This is a genomic window from Micromonospora sp. NBRC 107095 (genome assembly GCF_030269705.1).
Classification (GTDB): domain Bacteria; phylum Actinomycetota; class Actinomycetes; order Mycobacteriales; family Micromonosporaceae; genus Micromonospora; species Micromonospora parva.
On sequence record NZ_BSTU01000002.1, the window covers coordinates 465,107 to 489,157 of the forward strand.

Annotated in this window: 18 protein-coding genes and 1 pseudogene; 6 read left to right on the plus strand and 13 right to left on the minus strand. The window is 70.9% G+C overall.

Annotated features, from left to right (window positions below):
* Nucleotides 1–100: 100 nt before the first annotated feature.
* Nucleotides 101–871: a M23 family metallopeptidase gene (locus tag QSK15_RS14480; RefSeq protein ID WP_285794716.1), complete on the plus strand. Its 771-nt coding sequence runs from the start codon at nucleotides 101–103 to the stop codon at nucleotides 869–871.
* An 80-nt stretch (nucleotides 872–951) separates the two neighbouring features.
* On the opposite strand, the gene pcrA is transcribed toward QSK15_RS14480, so the two are convergent.
* The gene (gene pcrA, locus QSK15_RS14485; RefSeq protein WP_285794717.1) at nucleotides 952–3,357 is read right to left on the minus strand and encodes a DNA helicase PcrA; all 2,406 of its coding nucleotides are present in this window, start codon (nucleotides 3,355–3,357) and stop codon (nucleotides 952–954) included.
* Nucleotides 3,358–3,682: 325 nt separating this feature from the next.
* Between pcrA and QSK15_RS14490 the strand changes: the two genes are divergently transcribed.
* Nucleotides 3,683–4,072, plus strand: coding sequence for a chorismate mutase (locus QSK15_RS14490; RefSeq protein ID WP_285794718.1), 390 nt, complete (start codon nucleotides 3,683–3,685; stop codon nucleotides 4,070–4,072).
* 132 nt (nucleotides 4,073–4,204) lie between these two features.
* Here the strand turns inward: QSK15_RS14490 and QSK15_RS14495 are convergent, their stop codons facing one another.
* From QSK15_RS14495 to QSK15_RS14525, 7 genes are all read right to left on the minus strand, one after another.
* Entirely contained in the window at nucleotides 4,205–5,218 is a 1,014-nt protein-coding gene (locus QSK15_RS14495; RefSeq protein ID WP_285794719.1) for an ABC transporter ATP-binding protein, read from the minus strand.
* Nucleotides 5,211–6,239: an ABC transporter ATP-binding protein gene (locus tag QSK15_RS14500; protein WP_285795126.1), complete on the minus strand. Its 1,029-nt coding sequence runs from the start codon at nucleotides 6,237–6,239 to the stop codon at nucleotides 5,211–5,213. The genes QSK15_RS14495 and QSK15_RS14500 overlap by 8 nt, the downstream gene beginning before the upstream one ends.
* Nucleotides 6,240–6,265: 26 nt before the next feature.
* On the minus strand, nucleotides 6,266–7,234 hold the full coding sequence (locus QSK15_RS14505) for an ABC transporter permease (protein WP_285794720.1): 969 nt from the start codon (nucleotides 7,232–7,234) through the stop codon (nucleotides 6,266–6,268).
* Nucleotides 7,227–8,153, minus strand: coding sequence for an ABC transporter permease (locus tag QSK15_RS14510; protein WP_030337841.1), 927 nt, complete (start codon nucleotides 8,151–8,153; stop codon nucleotides 7,227–7,229). Before QSK15_RS14510 ends, QSK15_RS14505 begins: the two co-directional genes overlap by 8 nt.
* A 148-nt stretch (nucleotides 8,154–8,301) precedes the next feature.
* Nucleotides 8,302–9,939, minus strand: coding sequence for a peptide ABC transporter substrate-binding protein (locus tag QSK15_RS14515; RefSeq protein WP_285794721.1), 1,638 nt, complete (start codon nucleotides 9,937–9,939; stop codon nucleotides 8,302–8,304).
* Nucleotides 9,940–10,517: 578 nt separating this feature from the next.
* Nucleotides 10,518–11,204, minus strand: a complete 687-nt coding sequence (locus QSK15_RS14520) for a response regulator (protein WP_030337843.1) — start codon at nucleotides 11,202–11,204, stop codon at nucleotides 10,518–10,520.
* A gap of 2 nt (nucleotides 11,205–11,206) precedes the next feature.
* A complete protein-coding gene (locus tag QSK15_RS14525; protein ID WP_030337844.1) occupies nucleotides 11,207–12,475 on the minus strand; it encodes an ATP-binding protein in 1,269 nt (422 codons plus the stop codon).
* 155 nt (nucleotides 12,476–12,630) lie between these two features.
* Here QSK15_RS14525 and QSK15_RS14530 point away from each other — a divergent pair, with 155 nt between their 5' ends.
* From QSK15_RS14530 to QSK15_RS14540, 3 genes and pseudogenes are all read left to right on the plus strand, one after another.
* Nucleotides 12,631–14,412 (plus strand): PspC domain-containing protein, encoded by a 1,782-nt coding sequence (locus tag QSK15_RS14530; RefSeq protein WP_285794722.1) that lies wholly within the window; start codon nucleotides 12,631–12,633, stop codon nucleotides 14,410–14,412.
* Nucleotides 14,409–14,648, plus strand: a pseudogene (locus QSK15_RS14535) (hypothetical protein); the annotation flags it as partial. The gene QSK15_RS14530 and the pseudogene QSK15_RS14535, both read left to right, overlap by 4 nt.
* Before the next feature lie 530 nt (nucleotides 14,649–15,178).
* On the plus strand, nucleotides 15,179–16,432 hold the full coding sequence (locus QSK15_RS14540; RefSeq protein ID WP_285794723.1) for a phosphatidylserine decarboxylase: 1,254 nt from the start codon (nucleotides 15,179–15,181) through the stop codon (nucleotides 16,430–16,432).
* A gap of 56 nt (nucleotides 16,433–16,488) precedes the next feature.
* On the opposite strand, the gene QSK15_RS14545 is transcribed toward QSK15_RS14540, so the two are convergent.
* The 3 genes from QSK15_RS14545 to QSK15_RS14555 form a co-directional block, all read right to left on the minus strand.
* Nucleotides 16,489–17,439, minus strand: a complete 951-nt coding sequence (locus QSK15_RS14545; RefSeq protein WP_285794724.1) for a CDP-alcohol phosphatidyltransferase family protein — start codon at nucleotides 17,437–17,439, stop codon at nucleotides 16,489–16,491.
* A 344-nt stretch (nucleotides 17,440–17,783) separates the two neighbouring features.
* On the minus strand, nucleotides 17,784–18,749 hold the full coding sequence (locus tag QSK15_RS14550; protein ID WP_285794725.1) for an NUDIX hydrolase: 966 nt from the start codon (nucleotides 18,747–18,749) through the stop codon (nucleotides 17,784–17,786).
* A 363-nt stretch (nucleotides 18,750–19,112) separates the two neighbouring features.
* Nucleotides 19,113–20,063, minus strand: coding sequence for an NUDIX hydrolase (locus QSK15_RS14555; protein WP_030337850.1), 951 nt, complete (start codon nucleotides 20,061–20,063; stop codon nucleotides 19,113–19,115).
* A 143-nt stretch (nucleotides 20,064–20,206) separates the two neighbouring features.
* On the opposite strand from QSK15_RS14555, the gene QSK15_RS14560 reads away from it, so the two are divergent.
* Nucleotides 20,207–20,575, plus strand: a complete 369-nt coding sequence (locus QSK15_RS14560; RefSeq protein ID WP_285794726.1) for a PspC domain-containing protein — start codon at nucleotides 20,207–20,209, stop codon at nucleotides 20,573–20,575.
* A gap of 7 nt (nucleotides 20,576–20,582) precedes the next feature.
* Here the strand turns inward: QSK15_RS14560 and guaA are convergent, their stop codons facing one another.
* Both guaA and QSK15_RS14570 read right to left on the minus strand, forming a co-directional pair.
* The gene (gene guaA, locus QSK15_RS14565) at nucleotides 20,583–22,139 is read right to left on the minus strand and encodes a glutamine-hydrolyzing GMP synthase (protein WP_285794727.1); all 1,557 of its coding nucleotides are present in this window, start codon (nucleotides 22,137–22,139) and stop codon (nucleotides 20,583–20,585) included.
* Between the two features lie 147 nt (nucleotides 22,140–22,286).
* On the minus strand, nucleotides 22,287–23,984 hold the full coding sequence (locus QSK15_RS14570) for an FAD-dependent oxidoreductase (RefSeq protein ID WP_285794728.1): 1,698 nt from the start codon (nucleotides 23,982–23,984) through the stop codon (nucleotides 22,287–22,289).
* Nucleotides 23,985–24,051: the final 67 nt, after the last annotated feature.

Sequence of the window (24,051 nt, forward strand, 5' to 3'; positions counted from 1 at the left end):
CCGTCCGTTGACGGTCCGGCCGTTCGGTCCCCGCGCCTGCCGCGCCTCGGCCCGACACCAGTATTTCGAGGTCAGTGCCCCTCGACTGTGAAGGTCCGCCGTGCAGGAAGACAGCCCCGTGCAGAACGAGAACACCCCCGACACCAGCCGGACCGCGCAGCCGCGGCGCACCGGCCGACGGAACCGCCTCATCGTGCTCGGGGCCGCCGCCCTGGTGGCCCTCGGCCTCGGTGGGGTCGCCGTCGCCACCAGCGGCACCGACCACCCGGCACCCGCCGCCGTCTCCCTCGACACCCAGTCCCGGGCCGAGGCCGCGAGCCGGGCCGACCGCTCGGTACGCGAGTCGAGCGCGCCGGCCACCCCCTCGATCAGCCCGACGCCGAGCCCGTCCGCGGTCAGCGCCAGCCCGACCCCCACCAAGGCGGCCGTCGCGAAGGCCAAGCCGAAGCCTAAGAAGTCCACCAAGCCCGCGCCCGCCTGGGTCGACCCGATGCCGGGCGCAGCCGTCACCTCCTGCTACGGACAGCGCTGGGGCACCCTGCACGCCGGTATCGACCTGGCGCTGCCCTCCGGTACGCCGATCCGGGCCGCCGCCGCGGGCACCGTGACCCAGGCCGGCGACGCCTCCGACGGGTACGGCAATTCCGTCTTCGTCGACCACGGCAACGGCTACCTGACCCACTACGCCCACCAGAGCCGCATCGCGGTCACGGTCGGGCAGGCGGTCAAAGCCGGCCAGGTCATCGGCTACGAGGGCGCCACCGGCGATGCCACCGGCCCGCACCTGCACTTCGAGGTGCACCAGGGCATGTGGAACCAGATCGACCCGGCCCCGTTCATGCGGGCCCGTGGCGTCGACCTGGGCTGCTAACGCGTCCCTGCGCGTAACGACAGGAAAGAGTGGCCTCAGCGGTACGTGAGGTCACTCTTTCCTTGGTCCGGCCCGCTCGGTCAGAGCTTGTCGACCGGAGCGTGCCGGAGCACCAACCACATGGTCTGATCGCCGAAGTCGATCTGCGCGCGGGCGCCCGGGCCGTGGCCCTCGACGGCGAGCACCCGACCCAGCCCGTACCGCTGGTGGTTGACCCGGTCGCCCGCGGACACCTTCGGCCCCTGCGGCAGCTCGCTTGCCGTGGTCAGCCGGCTGGCGTCCACGCCGAGCCGTTGGGCCAGCTGCGCCGCCTTCGGCGTGCCACCGGTGAAGGTGCCACGGCCGCCGGGCGCGCGGTCCGCCCGACCGCCGACGCCGCCACCCCCGCCGGCCCACGAGGTGTACGACCCCTCGGTGCGCTCCCAGTGCACCAACTCGGTCGGCAGCTCCTCCAGGAAGCGCGACGGCGGGTTGTAGGACGGCTGCCCCCAGGCCGAACGGGTCACCGCCCGGGAGAGGTAGAGCCGCTGGCGGGCGCGGGTGATGCCGACGTACGCCAGCCGGCGCTCCTCCTCCAACTCGCGGGTGTCGCCGAGCGAGCGCAGGTGCGGGAAGACGCCGTCCTCCAACCCGGTCAGGAAGACCACCGGGAACTCCAGGCCCTTTGCGGTGTGCAACGTCATGAGGGTGACCACACCCTGGTGGTCGGGGTCGTCAGAGGGAATCTGGTCGGCGTCGGCGACCAGCGCCACCTGCTCCAGGAAGCCGGCAAGTGTGGCCCGCTCGCCCTCCTCGCCAAGCGCCTCGATCCGCTCGGTGTACTCGCGGGCGACACTGACCAGTTCCTGAAGGTTGTCCACCCGGCCGGCGTCCTGCGGGTCCAGGCTCTCCTCCAGCTCGGTGAGGTAGCCGGATCGGGTCAGCAGGGCCTCCAGCACCTCTTCGGGGGTGCCGGTCTCGGCCAGCTCACGGGCGCCGTCGAGCAGCGCCACGAAGTCGGCGATGCCGTTGGCCGCCCGACTGGAGATGCCCGGTGCCTCCCGGGCCCGGCGCAGCGCCGCCCCGAAGGAGATCCGGTCCCGGCTGGAGAGCGCCTCGACACACGCCTCGGCCCGGTCGCCGATCCCCCGGCGCGGGGTGTTGAGCACCCGCCGCAGGCTCACCGTGTCGTCGTCGTTGACCACCGAACGCAGGTACGCCAGGGCGTCGCGGACCTCCTTGCGCTCGTAGAAGCGCACCCCACCGACCACCTTGTAGGGCAGGCCGACGCGGATGAACACCTCCTCGAAGACGCGGGACTGGGCGTTGGTGCGGTAGAAGACCGCCACATCGCCGGGGCGCGTCTCGTCGGCGTCGACCAGCCGGTCGATCTCCCGGGCCACCCAGTCGGCCTCGGCGTGCTCGGTGTCGGCCACGTAGCCGACGATCTGCTCGCCGGCACCGGCCTCGCTCCACAGCCGCTTGGGTTTGCGGGAGGTGTTGCGGTCGATCACCGCGTTGGCCGCGTTGAGGATGGTCTGGGTGGAGCGGTAGTTCTGCTCCAGCAGGATCGTCCGGGCGTCGGTGAAGTCCCGTTCGAACTCCAGGATGTTGCGGATCGTCGCACCCCGGAACGCGTAGATCGACTGGTCGGCGTCGCCGACCACGCACAGCTCGGCGGGCGCCACCCCGTCGGTGCCGGAGACCAGCTCCTTGATCAGGACGTACTGGGCGTGGTTGGTGTCCTGGTATTCGTCCACCAGCACGTGCCGGAACCGCCGCCGGTAGCTCTCCGCGACGTGCGGGTGCGACTGGAGCAGGTGCACCGTCGTCATGATCAGGTCGTCGAAGTCCAGGGCGTGCGCCTCACGCAGCCGGCGCTGGTAGAGCGTGTACGCCTCGGCCAGCGCCCGCTCGTTGGGCCCGGTGGCCCGCGCCGCGAACTGCTCCGGGTCGACCAGCTCGTTCTTGAGGTTGGAGACCTGGGCGGCGAGCCCTCGCGCCGGGTAGCGCTTCGGGTCGAGATCCAGCTCGCGGGTCACCAACTGCATCAACCGGCGGGAGTCGTCCGCGTCGTAGATCGAGAACGTCGACTTGAGGCCGGCGTGCTCGTGCTCGGCGCGCAGGATCCGTACGCACGCCGAGTGGAACGTCGACACCCACATCAGGCGGGCCCGGGGGCCCACCAGCGCGGCGACGCGCTCCTTCATCTCGCCGGCGGCCTTGTTGGTGAAGGTGATCGCGATGATCTCACCGGGGTGCACGTCCCGAGCGGCGAGCAGGTAGGCGATCCGGTGCGTGAGCACCCTGGTCTTGCCGGACCCGGCGCCGGCCACGATCAACAGCGGCGAGCCGGCGTGGCTGACGGCGTCGCGCTGCGGCCCGTTCAGCCCGGCGAGCAACTGCTGCGGATCGAGACGCGCGGCGGCCGCCCCGGGTCGGTGCGGGCGGGCCGGCGCGGACTCCGGCGCAGGCGGGGACGCGGGGATGTCGAAGAGAGGATGCATCGCCCGACAAGTCTATGCCGCCGGCCGGACACTATGCCTTCGGCGCTCAGCGGCCCGTGTCCGGGGACGGCACCACCACCGGGTGTGCCCACCGTCGGGAAAGCTGCCCTTCGCGCCCCGGATTGCTTGCGCACCGGGCAACGACGTGGGCATACTCAACGGCGTGATCGCTGCGCGCTACTACTTTTACTATGGCACCGGGAGTCCGGCTGCCGTGGGTCGCGCCTGATCGATTCAGACCTGCTAAAGCCCCGGGCTCCTGGAGTCCGGGGCTTTTTCCGTCCCAGGTTCCGGGCACCGGGCACCACACTGCGAGAGGTACCCGATGATGACAGACGTGATGGAGCAGAGCGGCGGCCCGACCCGACCGGGGCAGCCCGCAGCGCAGGGCGCTGGGTCGGCGGCGACCGCACCGCCGACGGGTGGGAACACCGAGCCGGCCGAGCAGCAGACCGGCACCGAGGAGCCGTCCGCCTCCGCGCGGATCGTGCAGATCAGGGAACGGATCGACGAGATAGACAACGCCTTGATCACGCTCTGGCAGGAGCGCGCCGCGTTGTCCCAGGAGGTCGGGGCGACCCGGATGGCGTCCGGCGGGACCCGCCTGGTGCTCTCCCGGGAACGGGAGATCCTGGAGCGGTTCCGGGTCGCGCTCGGTGCCGACGGCACCCAGTTGGCCCTGCTGCTGCTCCGCGCCGGCCGCGGCCCGCTCTGAGCCACGCCGGCCGGCGATCGGGGCACCCGACGCACTGATCGGCGTGGCCGCGTGCAGCACTCGTCCACGGGTCATTGACAGACGAAACCGCCTGCCGTCGTCGTGGTGACGACGGCAGGCGGTTTCGGTGACTCACACCCCGTGGGTGGCGACGATCTCGCGCTTCTCCGCGAAGTGGCAGGCGCTCGGGTGGTCCGAGCCCGCCCGGATCTCCAGCAGCGGGACCTGCTCGGCACAGACGTCCTGCGCCTTCCAGCAGCGGGTCCGGAACCGGCAGCCCGAGGGCGGGCTGATCGGCGACGGCACGTCACCCGTGAGCCGGATGATCGTCTTGTGGTGCCGCTGCGTCGGGTCCGGCACCGGCACCGCGGAGAGCAGAGCCTGGGTGTACGGGTGGGTGGGCCGCTCGTAGATCTCGTCCTCGGTGCCGATCTCCACGATCTTGCCGAGGTACATCACCGCGACCCGGTCCGAGAGGTGGCGGACCACCGACAGGTCGTGCGCGATGAAGACGTACGACAGCCCGAACTCGCCCTGCAGCTGCTCCAGCAGGTTCATGACCTGGGCCTGGATGGAGACGTCCAGCGCCGACACCGGCTCGTCACAGACGATGATCTCGGGCCGCAGCGCGAGCGCACGGGCGATGCCGATGCGCTGACGCTGACCGCCGGAGAACTGGTGCGGGTACCGGTTGATGTGCTCGGGGTTGAGCCCGACCAGGTCGAGCAGCTCGCGGACCTTGGCCCGGCGGCTGCCCTTCGGCGCCACCTCCGGGTGGATCTCGAACGGCTCACCGAGCAGGTCACCGACGGTCATCCGCGGGTTCAGCGAGGTGTACGGGTCCTGCATGACCAGCTGGATCTGCCGGCGCAGGCGCCGCAGCGCACCACCGGACAGCTTGGAGATGTCCTGACCCTTGTAGACGACGCTGCCTTCGGTCGGCTTCTCCAGGTTCATCAGCACCCGGGCGAGCGTCGACTTGCCACAGCCGGACTCGCCGACCACGCCGAGCGTCTCGCCGGCGCGCAGATCGAAGGAGACCCCGTCGACCGCCTTGACCTGACCGACGGTCTTCTTGAACACCACACCCTGCGTCACGGGGTAGTGCTTGACCAGGTCACGGACCTCGAGGATGTTCTCAGTCACGGTTCACCAGCTCCTCGGCGAAGTGGCAGGCGCTGGCCCGGGCATTGCCCACCTGCAGCAGCGGCGGGAGCTTCTCCCGACACACCGGCTGAGCCATGGGGCAGCGCGGGTTGAACGGGCAGCCCGGCGGGATGTTCATCAGGTTCGGCGGGAGGCCCTTGATCGTCCGGAGCTGCTGCCCCTTCTCGTCCATCCGCGGGATCGAGTCGATCAGGCCCATCGTGTACGGGTGCGCCGGCTTGGCGTACAGGTCGTACACGTCTGCTTCCTCGACGATCCGGCCCGCGTACATGACCGCGATCCGGTCCGCGACGTCGGCGACCACACCGAGGTCGTGGGTGATCAGGATCATGCCCATCTGCCGCTCGCGCTGAAGCTCGGCCAGCAGGTCCATGATCTGGGCCTGCACCGTCACGTCGAGAGCGGTGGTCGGCTCGTCCGCGATCAGCACCTCCGGGTCGAGCGCCAGCGACATCGCGATCATCGCGCGCTGCCGCATACCGCCGGAGAACTGGTGCGGGTAGTTGTTGAACCGACCCTTGGCGTTCGGGATCTTGACCTGGTCGAGCATGTCGATCGCGCGCTTCTTGGCCTCCGCGCGGCCCATGCCCCGCCGGACCCGGAACTGCTCGGCGATCTGGAACCCGACGGTGAAGACGGGGTTCAGCGCGGAGAGCGCGTCCTGGAAGATCATCGCGATGCCCTCGCCGCGGATGCGACGGCGCTCCTCGGCGGCCATGCGCAGCATGTCCTTGCCGTGGAAGCGGACCTGCCCACCGGTCACGAAGCCCGGCGGCGTGTCGAGGATGCCCATGATGGTCTGCGCCGTGACGCTCTTACCGGAGCCGGACTCGCCGAGCACGGCGAGGGTCTCCCCCGCGTCGACGTGGTACGTGACCCCGTTGATGACCTTTGCGACGCCGTCCCGGGTACGGAACTCCACCCGCAGGTCGTCGACCTCAAGCAGCCGGCCGGAGGGACGCCCGGACCCACCGGATCCCGGCGCTGACTGCTCGGACACGAGAATGTCGGACAACTGGATCTCCCCTAGCGGAGTTTCGGATCGAGGGCCTCGCGGACCGACTCACCGAGCATCACGAAGCTCAGCACTGCGGTGACGAGGAACGCGGCGGGGAAGAACACCAGCCCCGGCGCGACCCGGACGAACTGCTGCCCATCACTGATCATGATGCCCCAGGACACCACCGGCGACTTCAGACCGACGCCCAGGAACGACAGCGTGGCCTCGGCGCCGATGAACGAGCCGACCATGATCGTGCCGTAGACCAGCAGCGGGGCCAGGCAGTTCGGCAGCAGGTGCTTGAGGATGATCCGGCCGGTGCCGGCACCCAGTGCGCGGGCCGCCACGATGTAGTCGGCCTCCTTGGTGGCGAGCACCGAGGAGCGCATCAGCCGCATCACGACCGGCCAGCTCAGCACGATCAGCGACGCGATCACCAGGCCCATGATCTGGGCCTTGCTGTTGCCGGAGCCCGACCCGTTGAACGTGGTCAGGATGACGATCGCGCCGAGCACGAAGGGCAGACCGAAGAAGACGTCGGCGATCCGGCTGAGCAGCGCGTCCACCCAACCACCGCGGTAGCCGGAGATGATGCCCATGGTTCCGCCGATGAGCAGGGTGCCCAGCACGGAGAGCACGGCGACCACGACGGAAGCCCGTGCGCCGTAGATGACCCGGGCGTAGACGTCACGGCCCTGCACGTCGTAGCCGAACCAGCCATTGGCGGACGGCTTGTCGAGGCTGCGGGACAACGAACCGTTGACCGCGTCGCCCGGGGCGAAGAGCGACGGGAAGGCCGCCATCAGCAGGAAGATCAGGATCAGCGTGGCCGAGATCCAGAACAGCGGCTTGCGTCGCAGGTCACGCCAGGCGTCGGCGAGCAGGCCGCGCGGCTTCTCGTTGCTCTGCGGCTGGCCCGCGGTGGCGGGGGCGGCGGAGTCGGTCGGGTGTGCGCCAGGGGTGCTGACGATCGATGCGGTACTCGGGTCACTCATAACGGATCCTCGGGTCCAGGGCGGCGTAGAGCAGGTCAACCAGCAGGTTCATCACGAGATAGACCAGCACCAGGACGACCACGATTCCTACCACCGTGGCGCTTTCCTTGGTGATGATCGCCCGGAAGACCTGGCGGCCGATTCCGTTGATGCCGAAGATTCCCTCGGTGACGATCGCGCCACCCATCAGGGCACCGAGGTCGGTGCCGAGCAGGGTCACCACTGGGATGAGCGAGTTGCGCAGCAGGTGCACACCCACCACCCGGCGCATCGGCAGGCCCTTGGCGATGGCGGTACGCACGTAGTCCGCGCGACGGTTCTCCGCGATGCTCGTTCGTGCCACCCGGGCGATGTACGCCACTGACGCGCTACCGAGCACGAAGCCCGGCACGATCAGCTCGGACCACCGCATCTCCGAGGAGACGGTCGGCTTGATGATGCCCCACTGCACGCCCAGCAGCCACTGCAGCACAAAGCCGACCACGAAGACCGGCAGCGCGATCAGGAAGAGGGTGGAGACCAGGACCAGGTTGTCCAGGAAGCCGTTACGCCGCAGGCCGCTCAGCACACCGGCGCCGAGGCCGATGATCGCCTCGATGGCGAGCGCCACGAGCGCCAACTTCAGCGTGTTCGGGTACGAGGTCATGATGATGTCGCTGATCTCGCGCTGCGAGAAGGTCTGACCGAAGTCGCCCTGGAGCAGGTTCTTCATGTAGCTGCCGTACTGCACGAAGACGTTCTGGTCGAGGTGGTACTTCTCGGTCATGAAGGCGATGTACTGGTCCGGGCAGCGACGCTCACCGCACTTCCCGGCGAACGGATCACCGGGGACGGCCCAGACGAGCCAGTAGATCAGGAACGTCGTACCGATGAAGACCGGCACGAGTTGGAGCAGCCGTCTCAACAGATAACGGCCCATGGGGTGGTCCTCCAGACAGGGGGCGCGTCGGACGGCCGACACGGTGGTGACAACGTGCGAGTGAAGCGTTGTAACACCCACTCGCGGAACGGCCCCGGGTCGGGCTCACCGGATGTGGCGAGCCCGACCCGGGGTCAGACCGTTCGGATCAGAGCTCGACCGAGGTGATGTCGATCTCGCCGACGTTGTTCAGCTCGAGCTTCTTGATCTTCTCCGAGTGGCCGGACTGCTGGCCGTAGAAGTAGACGGGGATGCTCGGGACATCCTGGTCGACCTTCTCGACGGCCTTGGCGAACGCCTCGTGCGAGGCCTCCAGGCTCGGCGCGGCGCTGGCCTGCTTGGCCAGAGCGTCGACCTCGGGGTTGCTGTACAGACCGTCGTTGGAGGAACCGTTGGTGACGAACAGGGGGTTCACCCAGTTCTCCACGTCCGGGTAGTCCTGCTGCCAGGCGGCGCGGTACGGGCCCTTCATCGTGTGGGCGTTGATGTTCTGGCGGAAGACCGCGAAGGTCGGCACGCCCTCGGCCCGAGCGTTGATGTTGAGGTTGGTCTTGATCTGCTGCGCGACGGCGTCCATCCAGTCCTTGTGGGCGGAGTCCGCGTTGTAGTAGAAGACCATCTCACCGGTGAAGCCACCGGCCTCGGCGAGCAGCGTCTTGGCCGTCTCCGGGTCGAACTTGCAGGCGGTGCAGTTGCCCGGCTTGGCGCCCGGGGTCAGCGGGTTCGCCCAGCTGTCGGCCGGCTTGCGGGTGCCGAAGAAGATCTTGTCCGAGATCTCCTGCCGGTTGACGGCGAGGGACACGGCACGACGCAGCTTCGGGTTCTGGAAGCGCTTGTCGTAGATCGGGAACGCGATGAACGCGGTCGACGGCGTCACCGTGTTGCGGCCCCGGTCACCGAGGTCGGTCTTCCACTTGTCACCGGCGAGCGCCGAGGTGGGAACGACCTCCATGAAGTCGAGGTTGTTCGCCAGCAGGTCGGCGTAGGCGGCGTTGTCGTCCTGGTACAGCTTGACGTCGACGTCCTTGATCTTCATCTTGTCGCGAAGATTGTAGTCGTCGAAGCGCGTCAGCTTGATGAGGGAGTTGTCCTCCCACGACACGAACTTCACCGGGCCGTTGGCGATCGGCTTGCGGCCGAACTCCTCGGGCTTCATGGTGAAGAAGACGTCGGGCAGCGGCATGAAGGCGCTGTAGCCGAGCTTGGTCGGGAAGACCGCGGTCGGCGCCGACAGGGTGACCTCGAAGGTCTGTTCGTCGATGACCTTCAGGCCGGACATCTTGTCGGTCGACGGCGTCGGAGCCTTCTTCGGGCCGTCCGGGCCGTCCGGGTCCGTGGTGTAGGTCTGGTCGAAGCCCGCGATGTCGGCGAAGAAGGTGCCGTTCTGCGCGCCGTTCGGCGAGTAGGCGGCCCAGTTCCAGGCGTCGACGAAGTTCTTCGCCTTCACCTCGGTACCGTCGTGGAACTTGGTACCGGCCTTGATCTTGATCGTGAAGACCTTGGAGTCCGTGGTGTTGATGGACTCCGCCAGCGCGTTACGCGGGGCCCCACCGTCGTTCGGGTACTCGACCAGACCGGTCCACAACCAGTCGATGATCTTGCCGCCGCCGGTCTCCGTGGTGTTCGACGGGACCAGCGGGTTCTCCGGCTGGACGCCGTGCACAACGATCGAGCCGTCCGCGCTGGCGGCAGTATCGCCGTCGCCGCCGCTCGAGCAACCGCTCGCGACAAGCGCGGCAGCCGCGCTGAGCGCGATGGCGCTCGTCGCCCGCTTCGAGACTCTCATTCCGAGGGGCCTCCTCTTTCTAACCAGGTTCCGTCGTGGGTTTCACGCACGTTTGGGGGTGACACCGCCCGACCACCCCGGGGCGCGGGTCGCCGGGACCACAGGGAAGTTGGGGACACCCCTGATGTTCCGATCCGCCGGGCTCCCCACCAACGAGGCGCGACACGACGCAACCGACACAGCCACGGGCCGCCGTGATCGGCAGAATCGTGGTCGTGGGGCGTACGGAGTGCCACACACCGATGGTGAGGTGCTGCCACTGTGACACCCACTGGCCGCTTCCGTGAAGGTGCCGTTATCAAGCCGTTAGTTGCCCGCCACGTTGCCGATACTTGAAAAATGATCATAAAACGGTCGCGACAGGCCGCGTTGAGCAGGAAATACGTTGCGTCACCCGAACACCAGGCCTCGGCCCGCGCCTGTCCCCGAGGTGACCTCGACCCGGTGGGACGTCTGTCACCACTGACGTTTCGAGCCATCCGGATGAGGGCGCCCAGGGCTACCCGGCCACGATCACCGGCTGGGTGGACGAGGGCGCGCCGGACGTTTCTCTGCTCCTCGCCGCCAGCGACCCACCGTCAGACGAGCCGGCGATCCGCCGCCCACCGGGAAAGCTCGTAGCGGTTGGACATCTGGAGCTTGCGCAGCACGTTCGACACGTGCGTCTCCACCGTCTTGATGGAGATGAACAGCTCCTTGGCGATTTCCTTGTACGCGTACCCCCGGGCCAGCAGCCGCAGCACCTCCCGCTCACGGTTGGTGAGCTGGTCCAGCTCCGGGTCGGCCACCGGGGCGTCCGGCCGGGCCGCGAAGGCGTCCAGCACGAACCCGGCCAGCCGTGGGCTGAAAACCGCGTCGCCGTCGGCCACGCGGCGGATCGCGGCAGCCAACTCGTCCGGGGAAATGGTCTTGGTGACGTACCCCCGGGCACCGGCACGGATCAGCCCGATCACGTCCTCCGCCGCGTCGGAGACGCTCAACGCCAGGAACTTGACCTGCGGGTGGGTACGCCGCATCGCCTCCAGCACGGCGCGACCGCCACCGTCGGGCATGTGCACGTCGAGCAGGACCACGTCCGGGCCGACGGCGGCGATCCGGGTGACCGCCTCGGCCACCGTGCTCGCCTCGCCCACCACCTCCACGTGGGCGCCCAACTCCGCGCGCACCCCGGCCCGGAACATGGCGTGATCGTCCACCAGGAACACCCGCAGCCGCTCGGGGCGGGCATCCGCCGGGTCGAGGTGCTCGGTCGACTGCTCGGCCATGGTCATCTGTTCCTCTCCGCTGCGGACGAGTCCCGGGAGATCGGCAGGATCAACCGGACCTCGGTCCCCTCCCCCGGGCCGGACCGGATTTCGGCCCGTCCGCCGTGCCGCTTCATCCGCCCGATGATCGAGCCGCGTACGCCGTGCCGGTGGTCCTCCACGGTATCCGGATCGAAGCCCTTGCCCCGGTCCCGAACGAAGACGCTGACCTGATCCGGCTCCACCTCGGCGTAGAGCGACACGGTCTGCACGCCGGCGTGCCGGGCCGCGTTCACCAGAGCCTCGCGGGCGGCCGCGACCAGTGCCCCGACCTTCTCGTCGGTCTCCCGGTCGCCGACCACCACCGTCTCCACGCTGATCGCGAAGGTGTCCTCGACCTCGGCCGCGGCCTGCTCCAGGGCGGCGGCGAAGCGCTCGCTCGGCGAGGCGGTCGGCTTGTAGAGCCAGTTGCGCAGCGAACGCTCCTGCCCTCGGGCCAGCCGCTGCACGGTCTTGACATCACCGGCGTTGCGCTGGATCAGGGCCAACGTGTGCAGCACCTGGTCGTGCACCATGGCGGCCAACTCGGCCCGCTCCTGCTCGCGGATGCGCCCCTCGCGCTCCGAGCGGAGCTGGCTGTACGTCCGCCAGAGCACCGGCGCGGCGACCACGCCGACACCCGCCAGCCCGACCAGCGCGAAGATCACGCCGTTGATCACCGCGTCGAAGTTCTGTGCCGGCGAGTAGACGGCCGCGACACCGATGATGCCGACCGCGACCAGCACTCCACCGCCGATGAACCGGAGCACGAAGGCCCGGCGGTCGCTCTCCTCGACGACCGCGCCGAGCCAGGGCACCGGCATCGCGTCGCCCCACTGCCGCCGCCGCTCGGGCGCGGACTGGTGCCAGATGACCCCGGCGCCGACCGCGATGATCGCCACCAGCCAGCCGGCGGTGCCCGCCGCGCCCACCGAGTCGAAGACCATCACCTGGATCAGCAGGACACCGAGTCCGATCCCCACGAACGGCAGGAGTTGGGCGACATCCCGCCGGGGCGGCACCGCTGTGTCACCGGGACGCAGCGGCACCACCGCCCAGAAGGCCGCGTAGAGCAGCAGACCGAGCCCGCTCAGCCCCAGCAGGACCATGAACGCGACGCGCACCCGCAGCACCGAGATGCCGAGGTGGTCGGCGATACCGGCTGCGACGCCGGCGGCCATCCGGTGCTCGGGTGCGCGGTAGAGCCGCGGGGGTGGGGTCACGGTGCTGCTGATCGGAGGCTCCCTGGTCACGGTGGCGGACAGGTCGAGGTCGGTGACTCGATCGTCACACGCTGCGGCGTCGGTGACCACGGGGACGCCCCCGACATTCCGGCCGCCGGATCTCAGGGTGGGGTCAGGGTCGGCTCCTGAGGTCGTTCGGGTCCGCCGGGCAGCAGGATCGAAGCATGACCGAGGAAGCTGCCCCGCCGCCCCGACCGGGGTCGGCACAGTCGGGCGGTTCAGCACCGCCCCCGCCCGCCACCACGCCCACCGAATGGACCGAGCCCAGCACGTTCGGCCCGCCCTCCGGTGCGTCCACCGGCACCGCACCCGGCGATCCGGCCGACGGCTACGGCCCGCCCACGGCAGGTCACGGCCCCGGGTTCGCGGCGGGCACCGGCTACGGCCCGGGCGGCACGCCGCCCGGCCCGGGTGGTCCCGGGCCGTCCGCACCGCCACCGCCGCTGGGCGGCACCAGCTTCACCTCGCGGTACGGGCTGGTCCGACCGCGCGACGGGCGGTATCTGGCCGGGGTCTGCGCGGCCATCGGGCGCGCCACCAACACCGATCCGGTGCTGTGGCGGGTGCTGCTCGCGGTGCTCGGCTTCTTCGGGGGCATCGGCATTCTGGTGTACGTCGCCGCCTGGCTGATCATCCCGAACGAGGGCGACACCGCGTCCCCCGTCGAGTCCATGCTCGGCCGCGGTCGCTCCAGCATGTCGCCGGTGACCGTGATCGTCCTGGGCATCCTGGTCGCGGCCAGCTTCGCGTACATCGTCACCGACGCCTTCCGCGCGGTGCTGCTCGGCGCGGCCATCCTGGTCGCTGGCGCGCTCCTGCTCAACCGGGACGGCCGCAACCCACGGCCCGGCACCCCGGGCGGTCCGCCGCCCGCCGCGCCGTCCGGCAACCCGGCCGGCCCGGTCGTCCCGCCGGTGGCCTGGCCCGCACCGTCGTACGGCACCGCGCCGTCGACCGGCCCCGCGGTCACGCCGCCGATGTTCGGCACCGGTCCGGGGTACGCCACCGCGACCACCGGGGCGGCGCCCACCGCCACCGTCCCGGGGTACGACACGCCGCCGACCAGCGGCCAGCAGCCGTCCGCCGCGACGCAGCCGGGGTCCGGGCAGCCGGCCGGCGCTACCGCTGCCCATTCCGGCTGGCCGAGCACTGCCATGCCCAGCGTCGGTTGGCCGTCGGCACCGGTGAGCAGCGCACCCGCTGCCCCGGCCGGCTACCCGACCGCCCCACCGCCCTCCGGTTACCGCCCCCCGTTCGCGCCGCACGGCCCGTACGCTTCGCCGACCCCGGCCGCGCCACCACCGCCCAAGCCACCGAAGCCGCCGAAGCGCCCGAAGGAGCGGTCACCACTCGGCGCGGTGACCTTCTCGCTGATCTTCCTGGTGCTCGGTCTGGTCGCCCTGCTCGATCTGCTGGACGTCTTCGCCATCAGCGCCTCGGCGTACTTCGCCGCCGCGTTGACCACTATCGCGCTGGGTCTGCTGGTCGGCACCTGGTTCGGGCGGGCCCGCTGGCTCATCGCGCTCGGTCTGGTGACCGCCGCGGCGCTGGGCACGGCTACCGTCGCCGAGTCCTACGACCGGATTCGAGGGGTCGACGGCGCGGTGACCTGGGCACCCACCGACTACCGCGACCTGGCGGACCGGTACGAGAACAGCTTCGGTGACGCCGTGCTCGACCTGCGCGGGATCGACTTCGCGAAACGGGAGAGCCAGGTGACGGTGGCCGTCAACTTCGGCCAGGCGACAGTGGTCGTGCCGCCGAACGTGGACGTCACGACGGTGGCCGACGTCAACGCGGGTGACGCCACCATCTTCGGCAACCGCTCCGGTGGCCTGGACGGCCGTCTGCGGGAATCCACCGACCTCGGCGCGGACGGGCCCGGTGGCGGGACCCTGCGCCTCTACATCCACGTCAACGCGGGCAACCTGGAGGTGACCCGGTGAAGGCTCACCGCACGGATCTGGTGTCGTTCGCCTTCGGGCTCGTATTCCTGGCGCTGTCCGCCTGGTGGCTGCTCGCCCAACTGCTCGGGCTGGCGCTGCCGCCGGTCGGCTGGTTCCTGGCCGGCGCACTCATCCTGATCGGGGTCTTCGGGCTGGTCGGCGCACTGCGCTCGGGTCGACCGAGCCAACCGGAGCCGACCGCCGAGGCCTCCGAGGCCGTCGCGCCCGTTTCCGGCCCGTCGGTCTCCGGTGCGCCCATCTCCGGCACGCCCACGCCGGTCTCCGGTGCCGCCACGTCGACCTCCGGCGCGGCGCTACCGGTCTGGGAAGCCGAACGCACCACCTGGGACACCCCATCCCTGGACCCGACGCACAGCTCGGACCCGACGTTCTCGTCGGACCCGACGTTGGCCTCGGACCGGTCGGGGGAAACGCCGACCACCGAGGTGCGGGCGGAGGATGCGCCGACCACCGATGTGATCCACCCGGCCTGGCTGGCACATCCGCCGTCGGAGCCGCCGACCGAGCCGATCCCCGGCCGGGCGGGCGGCGACCGGTCCAGCGACGAGCGGGAGGGTCCGCGCCGGGAAGCCTGACCCCGGGTGCCTGACCCGCGTCGGTCCACCACAGCCGCACGGCGGTGGGACCGGCGCGGACGGGCGCATATGCTGGCCGGTGGAGATCTCGCCTCCGCCGGCCGGCCCGTCCCGCCCATGGCGGCCCCGCCGCGATTCCCGTCTCTACCCCCGTCAGGAGCCCGCCCGACATGACCCAGTCCCCCGCCGTGCGTACCACCGGCCGGTCCGGTCCGGTCCGCATCGGCGAGCGAGCCGCCCGTACCCTCGTCGCCGAGCTGGCCCGGATCAACGACGCCAAGGCCGCCCTGCTGGTCGGGGTGCACCCGGCCTCCGCGGTGCTGGCCGCGGCGATCGAGGCGCTGCTCCCCGGTGACCGGCTCACCGTGGTGCCCACCGAGCCGTTCGGTGCCGCAGCGCTGCGCGAGCACGTCACCGCCCAGGGCCGCTGGGTCGCCGACCGGGTGAACGTCGTCGACTCGCTGGCCGAAGCCGAGCCCGCCGCTGTCGTCATCGCCGGTGAGGTGTTCACCGGCACCGCCGAGGCGACCCGCGGCGGCGTCGAAGGGCTGGCCAAATACTTGACCGACGGGGCGGTGCTGAGCGTGGCGACAGTCGCCACGCCCGGCCGGACCGAGGGTGCCGCCGCCGAGCTGGCCCGACAGGACGCCCTCTACGGCGTCGGCGCCGACCTGGTGCTACGCAATTCGCCACCGGTGCGGGTCTACCGACTGCGGTTCACCCCGGCCAGCCCGGCCACCGCCGACAGCCTGGCCCCCGCGTACCGGCCGTCGAGCGTGCCGGTGACCCGGAGCATGCACATCGACTCCAACGGTGTGGCGGCGGCGGGCATCGCGCTGGGCCTCGCCGCGCTCACCCGGGTGGCGCGTCCGTCGTCCAAGCTGTGGCTGCTGCCGGCCCTGGCCGCCGGGCCGGTCGCCGCGTTCTTCCGGGATCCCGAGCGGGACGTGCCGGAGGACCCGAGCGCCGTGGTCGCCAGCGCGGACGGAAAGGTCCTGTCGGTGCAGCGGCTGCACGACGAGCGCTTCGGCGACGGCGAGTGGTTGCGGGTCGCGGTGTTCCTGTCGGTGCTGGATGTGCACGTCAACCGCGCACCGGTCGCCGGCAAGGTGGTGGACTACTTCGTCGCCGACGGCGGCTTCGTCAACGCGATGAAGCCGGACGCCGAGCACAACGTCGCCGCGTACACCGTGCTGGACACCGCGCGTGGCACTGTGGTGGTCGCGCAGCGGACCGGGCTGATCGCCCGCCGGATCGTGCAGCGCGCGCCGATCGGCGCGCTGCTGGCCAAGGGCGAGCGCTTCGGGTTGATCCGGTTCGGCTCCCGGACCGACGTCTACCTGCCCGCCGAGGCCGCGGACCCGCTGGTCGGGCCGGGCGACAAGGTGGTCGGTGGGTCCACGGTCATCGCCCGCTGGCGCTGACCCGATGACGACGAACGGGGCGCCGCTCTCCGCGGCGCCCCGTTCTGTCTGCTCAATCAGGCGGTACGACGCTGCCGCAGCCAGAGAACCGGCCCACTGACCAGGTAACCCACCACGATCAGGGCGAACGTCAGCCGGATGTCGACCAGCGCGCCGATCACCGGAGCCAACCAGAGCCACGGCGGCAGTTTCACCAGGCGGGCGAGCTTGGCGTACGGGAAGCTCGACACCATCGCGAACGCCAGCAACGCCACCCCGGCGACCAGCACGGCACCGGGCACCGGCAGGCCGATCGCGACCGTCACGGCGAGCACCGCGGCGGCCATGGTGGTGGGCACACCGCAGAAGAAGCGGCCGTCCTTCGGCGAGACGTTGAACCGGGCCAGTCGGATCGCGGCACACGCGGCGACCAGGGCGCAGGCCACCGCCGCCGCGGCCGTGGAGACGGAACCGGCGAGCGACGCGTAGACCACGACCGGCGCGGCCAGGCCGAACGAGCACATGTCGGCCAGTGAGTCCATCTGCGCGCCGAACGGGCTGGCCACGCCGAGGCGTCGGGCCAGCGCGCCGTCCAGACCGTCGAAGCCGACGCAGGCGATCAGGCAGAGCGCGGCCATGCGCACCTCACCCTGCATGGCCAGGAAGATGGCCAGCATGCCGAGCATCAGGCTGGCCAGCGTGCAGGCGTTGACCAGGCCGAACTTCATCCGGCGCGCGATGGTGCGCTCGCCGGGAAGCAGCGGGATCGAGCGGGCATCGTCGACCTGCGCCATCGGCGGCATCGCCGGGCTGACCGGCACGACCGCGTCGATGTCCGCCCGGTCCAGGCCCAGTGTCGGGTCCACACCCAGCGTCGGCCGGCTGAGCCGGTCCAGGCCGTAACGACGGCGCTGCCGGTCGGCGTACCGGTGCTCGGTCGGGGTCAGGTCGGTCGGGTGCAGGTCGCCGTCGCGGCGACCGACCCGGACCAACAGCACCTGGCGGGCGAACGTGCTGCTGCGGCGCAACCGGCCCGCCCAGCGACGCCCTGCGGGGCGCGGACTGTCAGTAGTACGACGCCGGCGCCATGGGGCTCTCGGCACGTTTCCTCCATCACCGGATCTGCTGGCCGCCGTGGGGCGGTGTCCGGCTGTCTCGTGCCGGACCTTGCATGGCCCGGCAGCCGTTTTGCGGAGTACACCATCGCATAGGGGAACATGGCTTGGCGATAGCTGCCGGCGGTACTTATAACTGGCTTAAACCGCTCGAACCGCTCGCTTGTTCCCATCCCGGGCCTCATCGCCCGTTTCCTCCATCATTCCCGCCTTTGACTGTACCGGAGGGTCACGAACTCGGCTCAGTGAGCCGAGTGCTATCGGCCGCTCTGTCCGATTGCCACGGCAGCGATGTCGCTCAACGGCAGGTCAACTGCCTCGTCCCGGGTGAACCACCCCGCCCGGGCCGTCGACCCCCCGGCGGATTCGGTGACCGTCGCGTCAGTAGGTACGTCCACCAACACCCGATAGATCACCCGTACGCCATGCCAGTCCAGCGGCCGACCCTCCGGGCCGTACGCGGCGGGATTGTGCAGGTTGTTGACGCCGAGGAGCTCCACCACCCGGCCCACCTGCCCACCCTCCTCGACCAGTTCCCGGAGCAACCCGGTGGCCGGCTGCTCACCGTGATCGGTGCCACCACCGGGCAGATGCCAGAGACCGGCCCCCGGATAGCCCTGCGCGATCTGCGTCAGCAGAATCCGCCCGGCAGGGTCGGTGACCAGCCCGTACGCCCCGAAGCGCAGCCGACGATCGGGGTGTGGCGGCGCAGCCGGATGCGGCGGCCGGTGCGTTCCGGGCGGCAGTGGGGTGACCGGCACACCGAGCGCCTCGGCGGTGAACGGCGTCAGCGGCACCTCTGCCGCCTCCGCTGGCGAGAGCCAGCGAGACTGATCAACCAGACCAGCCCCGGCCTCAGGCTGCGCGCCTTGGGGCTGCGCATCCTGCGGCTGAGCAGCCTGGGGCCGCGGGGCATCGGACAGAGCGCCGTGGGGCGTGCTGAGCTCGAACAACAGCCGGTCGGTGTGCAGCGAGACCCTGCCCTCCACAGAAGTGGCAACATCGGCGACCACCGCGAACAGTCGAGACGCCGTCACCGTCAGCCCGACCTGTTCGGCGACCTCGCGGACCACGGCGCGCTCCGGGTCCTCGGCGTGCCCGACGGCACCGCCCGGCAACCGCCAGACCCCCGGGAACTCGCCTTCGACCCCGTCCCGGACCACCAGGACCCGGCCCGAATCCCTGATAAGCCCGTAGGCCCCGACCCGTCGCGTCAACTGCACCTTTGCTCGCCCCCCGCTTCGCACCCCATGCCGTTGATCATGAAGTGGTCGCCATCCATCTCGCACTCTGACAATAACTTCATGATCAACGCGAGGCGGCGCATGGGAACCCACGGAGCTGACGAACCGGCGTCACTCGGGACGAAGCGTGATCCACTCGGGTTCACGGAAGGCGCGGCGTCCCGCGCGCCGGGATACCGCGCCTTCAAGAAACCCGAGTTGATCAAGGGTGAGGCCAGTCGATCACAGGGCGAGGCCACTGCGCAGCAGCGGAGCGCGACCACGGGTAGCCAGCGGCAAGCCGGCAGGTCGTGCCGGACGGGGGCGCGTCCGTCGGGCCGCCTCCTCGTAGACCGGTCGGGGTCAGGTTAGCTGGGCCGCCTGAACCGCTTCGGCGGTCACCTCGGTGAGGCGGTCGGTGGGGAGCGCGCCCAACTCCTCGCGGCCGAACCAGCGGGCCTCGCAGGTGGAGCCGCCCACGTCGGCCACGGTCAGCGGGTTGGGCTGGTCGACGACGACCCGGTAGAAGGCGCGTACGCCGTGCCAGTCGATCGGGTAGCCCTCGGGGCCGAGCGAGGCGGCGTCGCGGTGGCTGGCGACGCCGAGCAGTTCGACGAGGCGGCCGGTCTGCCCGGTCTCCTCGACCAACTCCCGGATGAGGGCCGCACCGGGCTGCTCACCGTAGTCGGTGCCACCGCCGGGCAGGTGCCAGCAGCCGGCACCGGGGTAGCCGTCGGAGACCCTGGTGAGCAGGACGCGACCGGCGGGGTCGGTGCAGACCGCGTACGCGGCGAAACGCTGGGCCCGGTGCAGCCCGTCAGGGCCGGGCACGGCGTAGAAGGAGGGGAACTCGGGTGCCTCGTCGGGCACCACGTCGGCCGAGGAGGCGGGCAGCCCGAGGGCGCGTGCGGTGAACGAGCGCAGCGGCAGCTCGCGCGCCTCGTCGAGGGTGTACCACCGGGCGAGGTCGGTGGGGCGTTCGCCGGCCCGGTCCGCGAGGGTGCCGCCGCGCACGGCCACCCGGTAGATCAGCCGGTCGGTGTGGATGGTGATGCCGCGATCCGGGAGTGCCCGCATGTCGGCGAGCACGTCGGCCAGGCCGGAGACGGCGACCGAGAGGCCGGTTTCGGCGGCGGTCTCGCGGACGACGGTGTGGTTCGGGTCCTCGCCGTGGTCGACGGCCCCGCCGGGCAGCGACCACGCGCCGGGGGTCCCGGAGTGCTCCGATGCGCGGACCAGCAGGACGCGGCCGCTTGAATCAGCACAAACTGCGTATGCCGCGATCCTGCGGAGCGGCTTGAGCAAGGTGGTCACGGAAGCAAATTCTCCCCGGGCCGGGTTACCGGAACGGAAAAGAGTCGGATTCCTGACTGTCCGGCCCCGATCAGGGATTGGTCAGGGTAATGATCCGGGCGGTCACCGAGGCCGGGGCGGACGCCAGCGCGGACCGTGGGGGTATGACATCGACCACCGCACCCCACGCCCCGTACAAGCAGCTTCGGCGACCCACCACCGACCGCATGGTCGCGGGGGTCGCCAGCGGCGTCGGCCGCTACTTCGACGTCGACCCCACACTGGTCCGGGTGATCTTCGCGGTCACCGGCCTGCTCACCGGCGGGCTCGCGCTGTTCACGTACCCGATCATGTGGTTCCTGATGCCGGAGGAGCCCAGCGGCGCGCCGGCCTGGCCGCACGCCGCGGGCGTCGCGCCGCAGAACGGCCCGCCGCCCACCGCCGGGCCCGCGCCCGGCGGCCCACCGCAGGGGTACGCCCCGACACCGCCCTACCCGCCGACGACCCCGTCCGGCCCGCCGCCGGCCGCCTGAGCGGCGCTCACTCCCACTCGATGGTGCCCGGCGGCTTGCTGGTGACGTCCAGGACCACCCGGTTGACCTCGGCGACCTCGTTGGTGATCCGGGTGGAGATCCGGGCCACCACGTCGTAGGGCAGCCGGGACCAGTCGGCGGTCATCGCGTCCTCGCTGGAGACCGGGCGCAGCACCACGGGGTGCCCGTAGCTGCGCCCATCTCCCTGCACACCGACGCTGCGCACGTCGGCGAGCAGCACCACCGGGAACTGCCACACACCCCGGTCGAGGCCGGCGGCGGTCAACTCCTCGCGGGCGATCAGGTCGGCTTGGCGGAGCAGGTCGAGGCGCTCCTGGTCGACCGCGCCGATGATCCGGATGGCGAGGCCGGGGCCGGGGAACGGGTGCCGCCAGACCATCGCCTCGGGCAGGCCCAGCTGGAGGCCGAGCGCTCGGACCTCGTCCTTGAACAGGGTGCGCAGCGGCTCGACCAGCGCGAACTTCAGGTCCTCCGGGAGGCCGCCGACGTTGTGGTGGCTCTTGATGTTGGCGGTGCCGGTGCCGCCGCCGGACTCCACCACGTCGGGGTAGAGGGTGCCCTGGACGAGGAACTCCACGTCGCCGTGCGCGGCGATCTCACGGGCCGCCGCCTCGAAGACCCGGATGAACTCCCGGCCGATGATCTTGCGCTTCTGCTCCGGGTCGGTCACCCCGGCGAGCGCGCCGAGGAACCGGTCGGCGGCGTCGACCACCTTGAGCTTGATGCCGGTGGCGGCGACGTAGTCCTTCTCCACCTGCTCGGCCTCGCCGGCGCGCAGCAGGCCGTGATCGACGAAGACGCAGGTGAGCTGGTCACCGACCGCCTTGTGCACCAGCGCCGCGGCGACCGCCGAGTCCACCCCGCCGGAGAGGCCGCAGATGACCTCCTTGTCGCCGATCTGGGCGCGGATCCGGGCGACCTGCTCGTCGATGATGTTCTCGGGCGTCCAGGTCGGCTCGATGCCGGCGATGTCGTAGAGGAAACGGGTCAGCATCTCCTGGCCGTGCGCGGTGTGCCCGACCTCCGGGTGGAACTGCACGCCGGCCCGCCGCCCGGCCAGGTCCTCGAATGCCGCGACGGGGGCGCCCGCCGACTCCGCGGTCACCGTGAAGCCCTCGGGCGCCTCGGTGACGCAGTCGCCGTGGCTCATCCAGACCGGCAGGTCGGCCGGCAGGTCCCGCAGCAGCACACCGGGGTCGAGCAGGCGGGGGCGCAGCGGGGTGCCACCGTACTCACGGTTGCCGGTCCTGGTGACCGTGCCGCCGAGCGCCTGGGCCATCGCCTGGAAGCCGTAGCAGATGCCGAAGACCGGCACGTCGGCGCTGAACACCCCCGCGTCGATCTGCGGGGCGTCCGGGGCGTAGACGCTGGCCGGGCCGCCGGAGAGGATGATCGCGGCAGGGTTCTTCGCCAGCATCTCGGCGATCGGCATCGAGTGCGGCACGATCTCGGAGTAGACCTTCGCCTCACGGACCCGACGGGCGATGAGCTGGGCGTACTGGGCTCCGAAGTCCACCACGAGGACAGGGCGAGGCAGGCTCATGTGCACAAAGCCTACCGAGTGTCACCACCACTCCCGGCACCGGCTCGCCAGCAGGCCCCACTTCCCGCGATCGTGCACTTTCTGCCCGGACAAAGCCCACAAACGCCACAGCACGCCGACCGGAACCGCACGATCGGCGGGGTGGGGTCACTGTCGCAGCGCGCCCGGGGCGCCCGGGGGCACCGCCGGGTTCCTCGGGGGTACGGGGGCCAGCCGGCGGTACGGGCCGCCGAGCGGCGGGCGGGGATCTTCTTCGCCCTTGTTCGGCCAGAAGGACATGGCCCGTTCCGCCTGGGCGGTGATCGTCAAAGAGGGGTTCACGCCCAGGTTGGCCGAGACCGCCGCGCCGTCGACCACGTGCAGCCCAGCGTGCCCGTACACGCGGTGCCAGGGGTCGATCACTCCGTCGGCCGCTGTCGCGCCGATGACCGCCCCGCCCAGGATGTGCGCGGTCACCGGGATGTCGAAGGGTTCGGTGAGAGAGCCGCCGGCGGTGCCACCGATCTCGTCGGCGAGCAGCCGGACCGCCGTGTTGCCGGCCGGGATCCAGGTCGGGCTCGGGGTGCCGTGACCCGGGCCGGTGACCAGCCTGCGGCCCAGCGGGCCACGCCGCCACCGGGTGGTCAGCGAGTTGTCCACCGACTGCATGACCAGGGCGATCACCGTCCGTTCCGACCAGCCCCGCACCGACAGCATCCGGGCGGCCAACCCGGGCTGCCGCACGATGCTGCCCAGCCAGCGGCGTACCCGGTGCGGGCCGCCGTCGACCAGCAGCGACTGGAGCAGCCCCATCGCGTTGGAGCCGCGCCCGTAGCGGACCGGCTCGATGTGCGTCTGCGGGTCGGGGTGGAACGAGCTGGTGATGGCCACCCCCTCGGTGTAGTCCAACCGCTCGGACCGGGCCCGCTGTCGGGGCACCGAGGCGCCGAGGATCGCCTCCGAGTTGGTCCGGGTCAGCTCGCCGAGGCGGGGTGAGAGCTGGGGCAGGGCCGCGTCGGCACGCATCGCGTGCAGCAGCCGCTGGGTGCCGAGCGCCCCGGCGGCGAAGACCACCTGGTCGGCGTGGATGACCTGCCGCCCCCGGCGCAGCCAGGCGCCGGTGCGTTCGGTGTGCACCTGGTAGCCGCCGCCGTCGGTGGGCCGGACGGCGGTCACAGTGGTCAACGGGCGGACCGTGACCCCGAGCCGTTCGGCGAGCCAGAGGTAGTTCTTGACCAGCGTGTTCTTCGCTCCGTGCCGGCAACCGGTCATGCACGAGCCGCAGTGCGTGCAGCCGGTGCGCTCCGGGCCGGCGCCGCCGAAGTACGGGTCGGCGACCCGCTGGCCGGGCCGGCCGATGTGAACGCCCACCGGGGTGGCGTGGAAGGTGTGCCCCACCCCCATCCGCTCGGCCACCGCCCGCATGGCCCGGTCCGCGCCGGTGTGCACGGGGTACGTGGTGACGCCGAGCATCCGTTTCGCCTGGTCGTAGTGGTGGGCCAACTCGTCGCGCCAGTCGGTGATCTCCCGCCACTGCGGGTCGTCGTAGAAGGCCGGCAGCGGTTCGTAGAGGGTGTTCGCGTAGACCAGCGAACCGCCGCCCACCCCGGCGCCGGAGAGCACCAGCACCCCACCGCCGGACCCTCGGTCGGCCGGGCGGAGCAGGGTGAGTCGTTGGATGCCGTAGCAGCCCAGCTTCGGTGCCCAGAGGAACCGGCGAACCCGCCAGGACGTCTGCGGGAACTCGTCGTCGGTGAAGCGGCGGCCGGCTTCCAGCACCGCCACCGAGTAACCCTTCTCGGCGAGTCGGAGCGCGGTGACGCTGCCACCGAAGCCGGACCCGATGACGACCACGTCGTACCGCATGAACGCATCATTACTCGTGAGTAGCGCTCGCGCCAGCGGCACTTTTCGCGCGATCATGCTCCGGCCG

Bases quoted from the DNA above. Each gene is read 5' to 3' on its own strand.
- QSK15_RS14520 (WP_030337843.1), bottom strand. From the start codon at position 11,204: ATGGCCGAGCAGTCGACCGAGCACCTCGACCCGGCGGATGCCCGCCCC.
- QSK15_RS14515 (WP_285794721.1), bottom strand. From the start codon at position 9,939: ATGAGAGTCTCGAAGCGGGCGACGAGCGCCATCGCGCTCAGCGCGGCT.
- QSK15_RS14505 (WP_285794720.1), bottom strand. From the start codon at position 7,234: ATGAGTGACCCGAGTACCGCATCGATCGTCAGCACCCCTGGCGCACAC.
- QSK15_RS14540 (WP_285794723.1), top strand. From the start codon at position 15,179: ATGACCCAGTCCCCCGCCGTGCGTACCACCGGCCGGTCCGGTCCGGTC.
- QSK15_RS14570 (WP_285794728.1), bottom strand. From the start codon at position 23,984: ATGCGGTACGACGTGGTCGTCATCGGGTCCGGCTTCGGTGGCAGCGTC.
- guaA (WP_285794727.1), bottom strand. From the start codon at position 22,139: ATGAGCCTGCCTCGCCCTGTCCTCGTGGTGGACTTCGGAGCCCAGTAC.
- QSK15_RS14490 (WP_285794718.1), top strand. From the start codon at position 3,683: ATGATGACAGACGTGATGGAGCAGAGCGGCGGCCCGACCCGACCGGGG.
- QSK15_RS14530 (WP_285794722.1), top strand. From the start codon at position 12,631: ATGACCGAGGAAGCTGCCCCGCCGCCCCGACCGGGGTCGGCACAGTCG.
- QSK15_RS14560 (WP_285794726.1), top strand. From the start codon at position 20,207: ATGACATCGACCACCGCACCCCACGCCCCGTACAAGCAGCTTCGGCGA.
- pcrA (WP_285794717.1), bottom strand. From the start codon at position 3,357: ATGCATCCTCTCTTCGACATCCCCGCGTCCCCGCCTGCGCCGGAGTCC.
- QSK15_RS14510 (WP_030337841.1), bottom strand. From the start codon at position 8,153: ATGGGCCGTTATCTGTTGAGACGGCTGCTCCAACTCGTGCCGGTCTTC.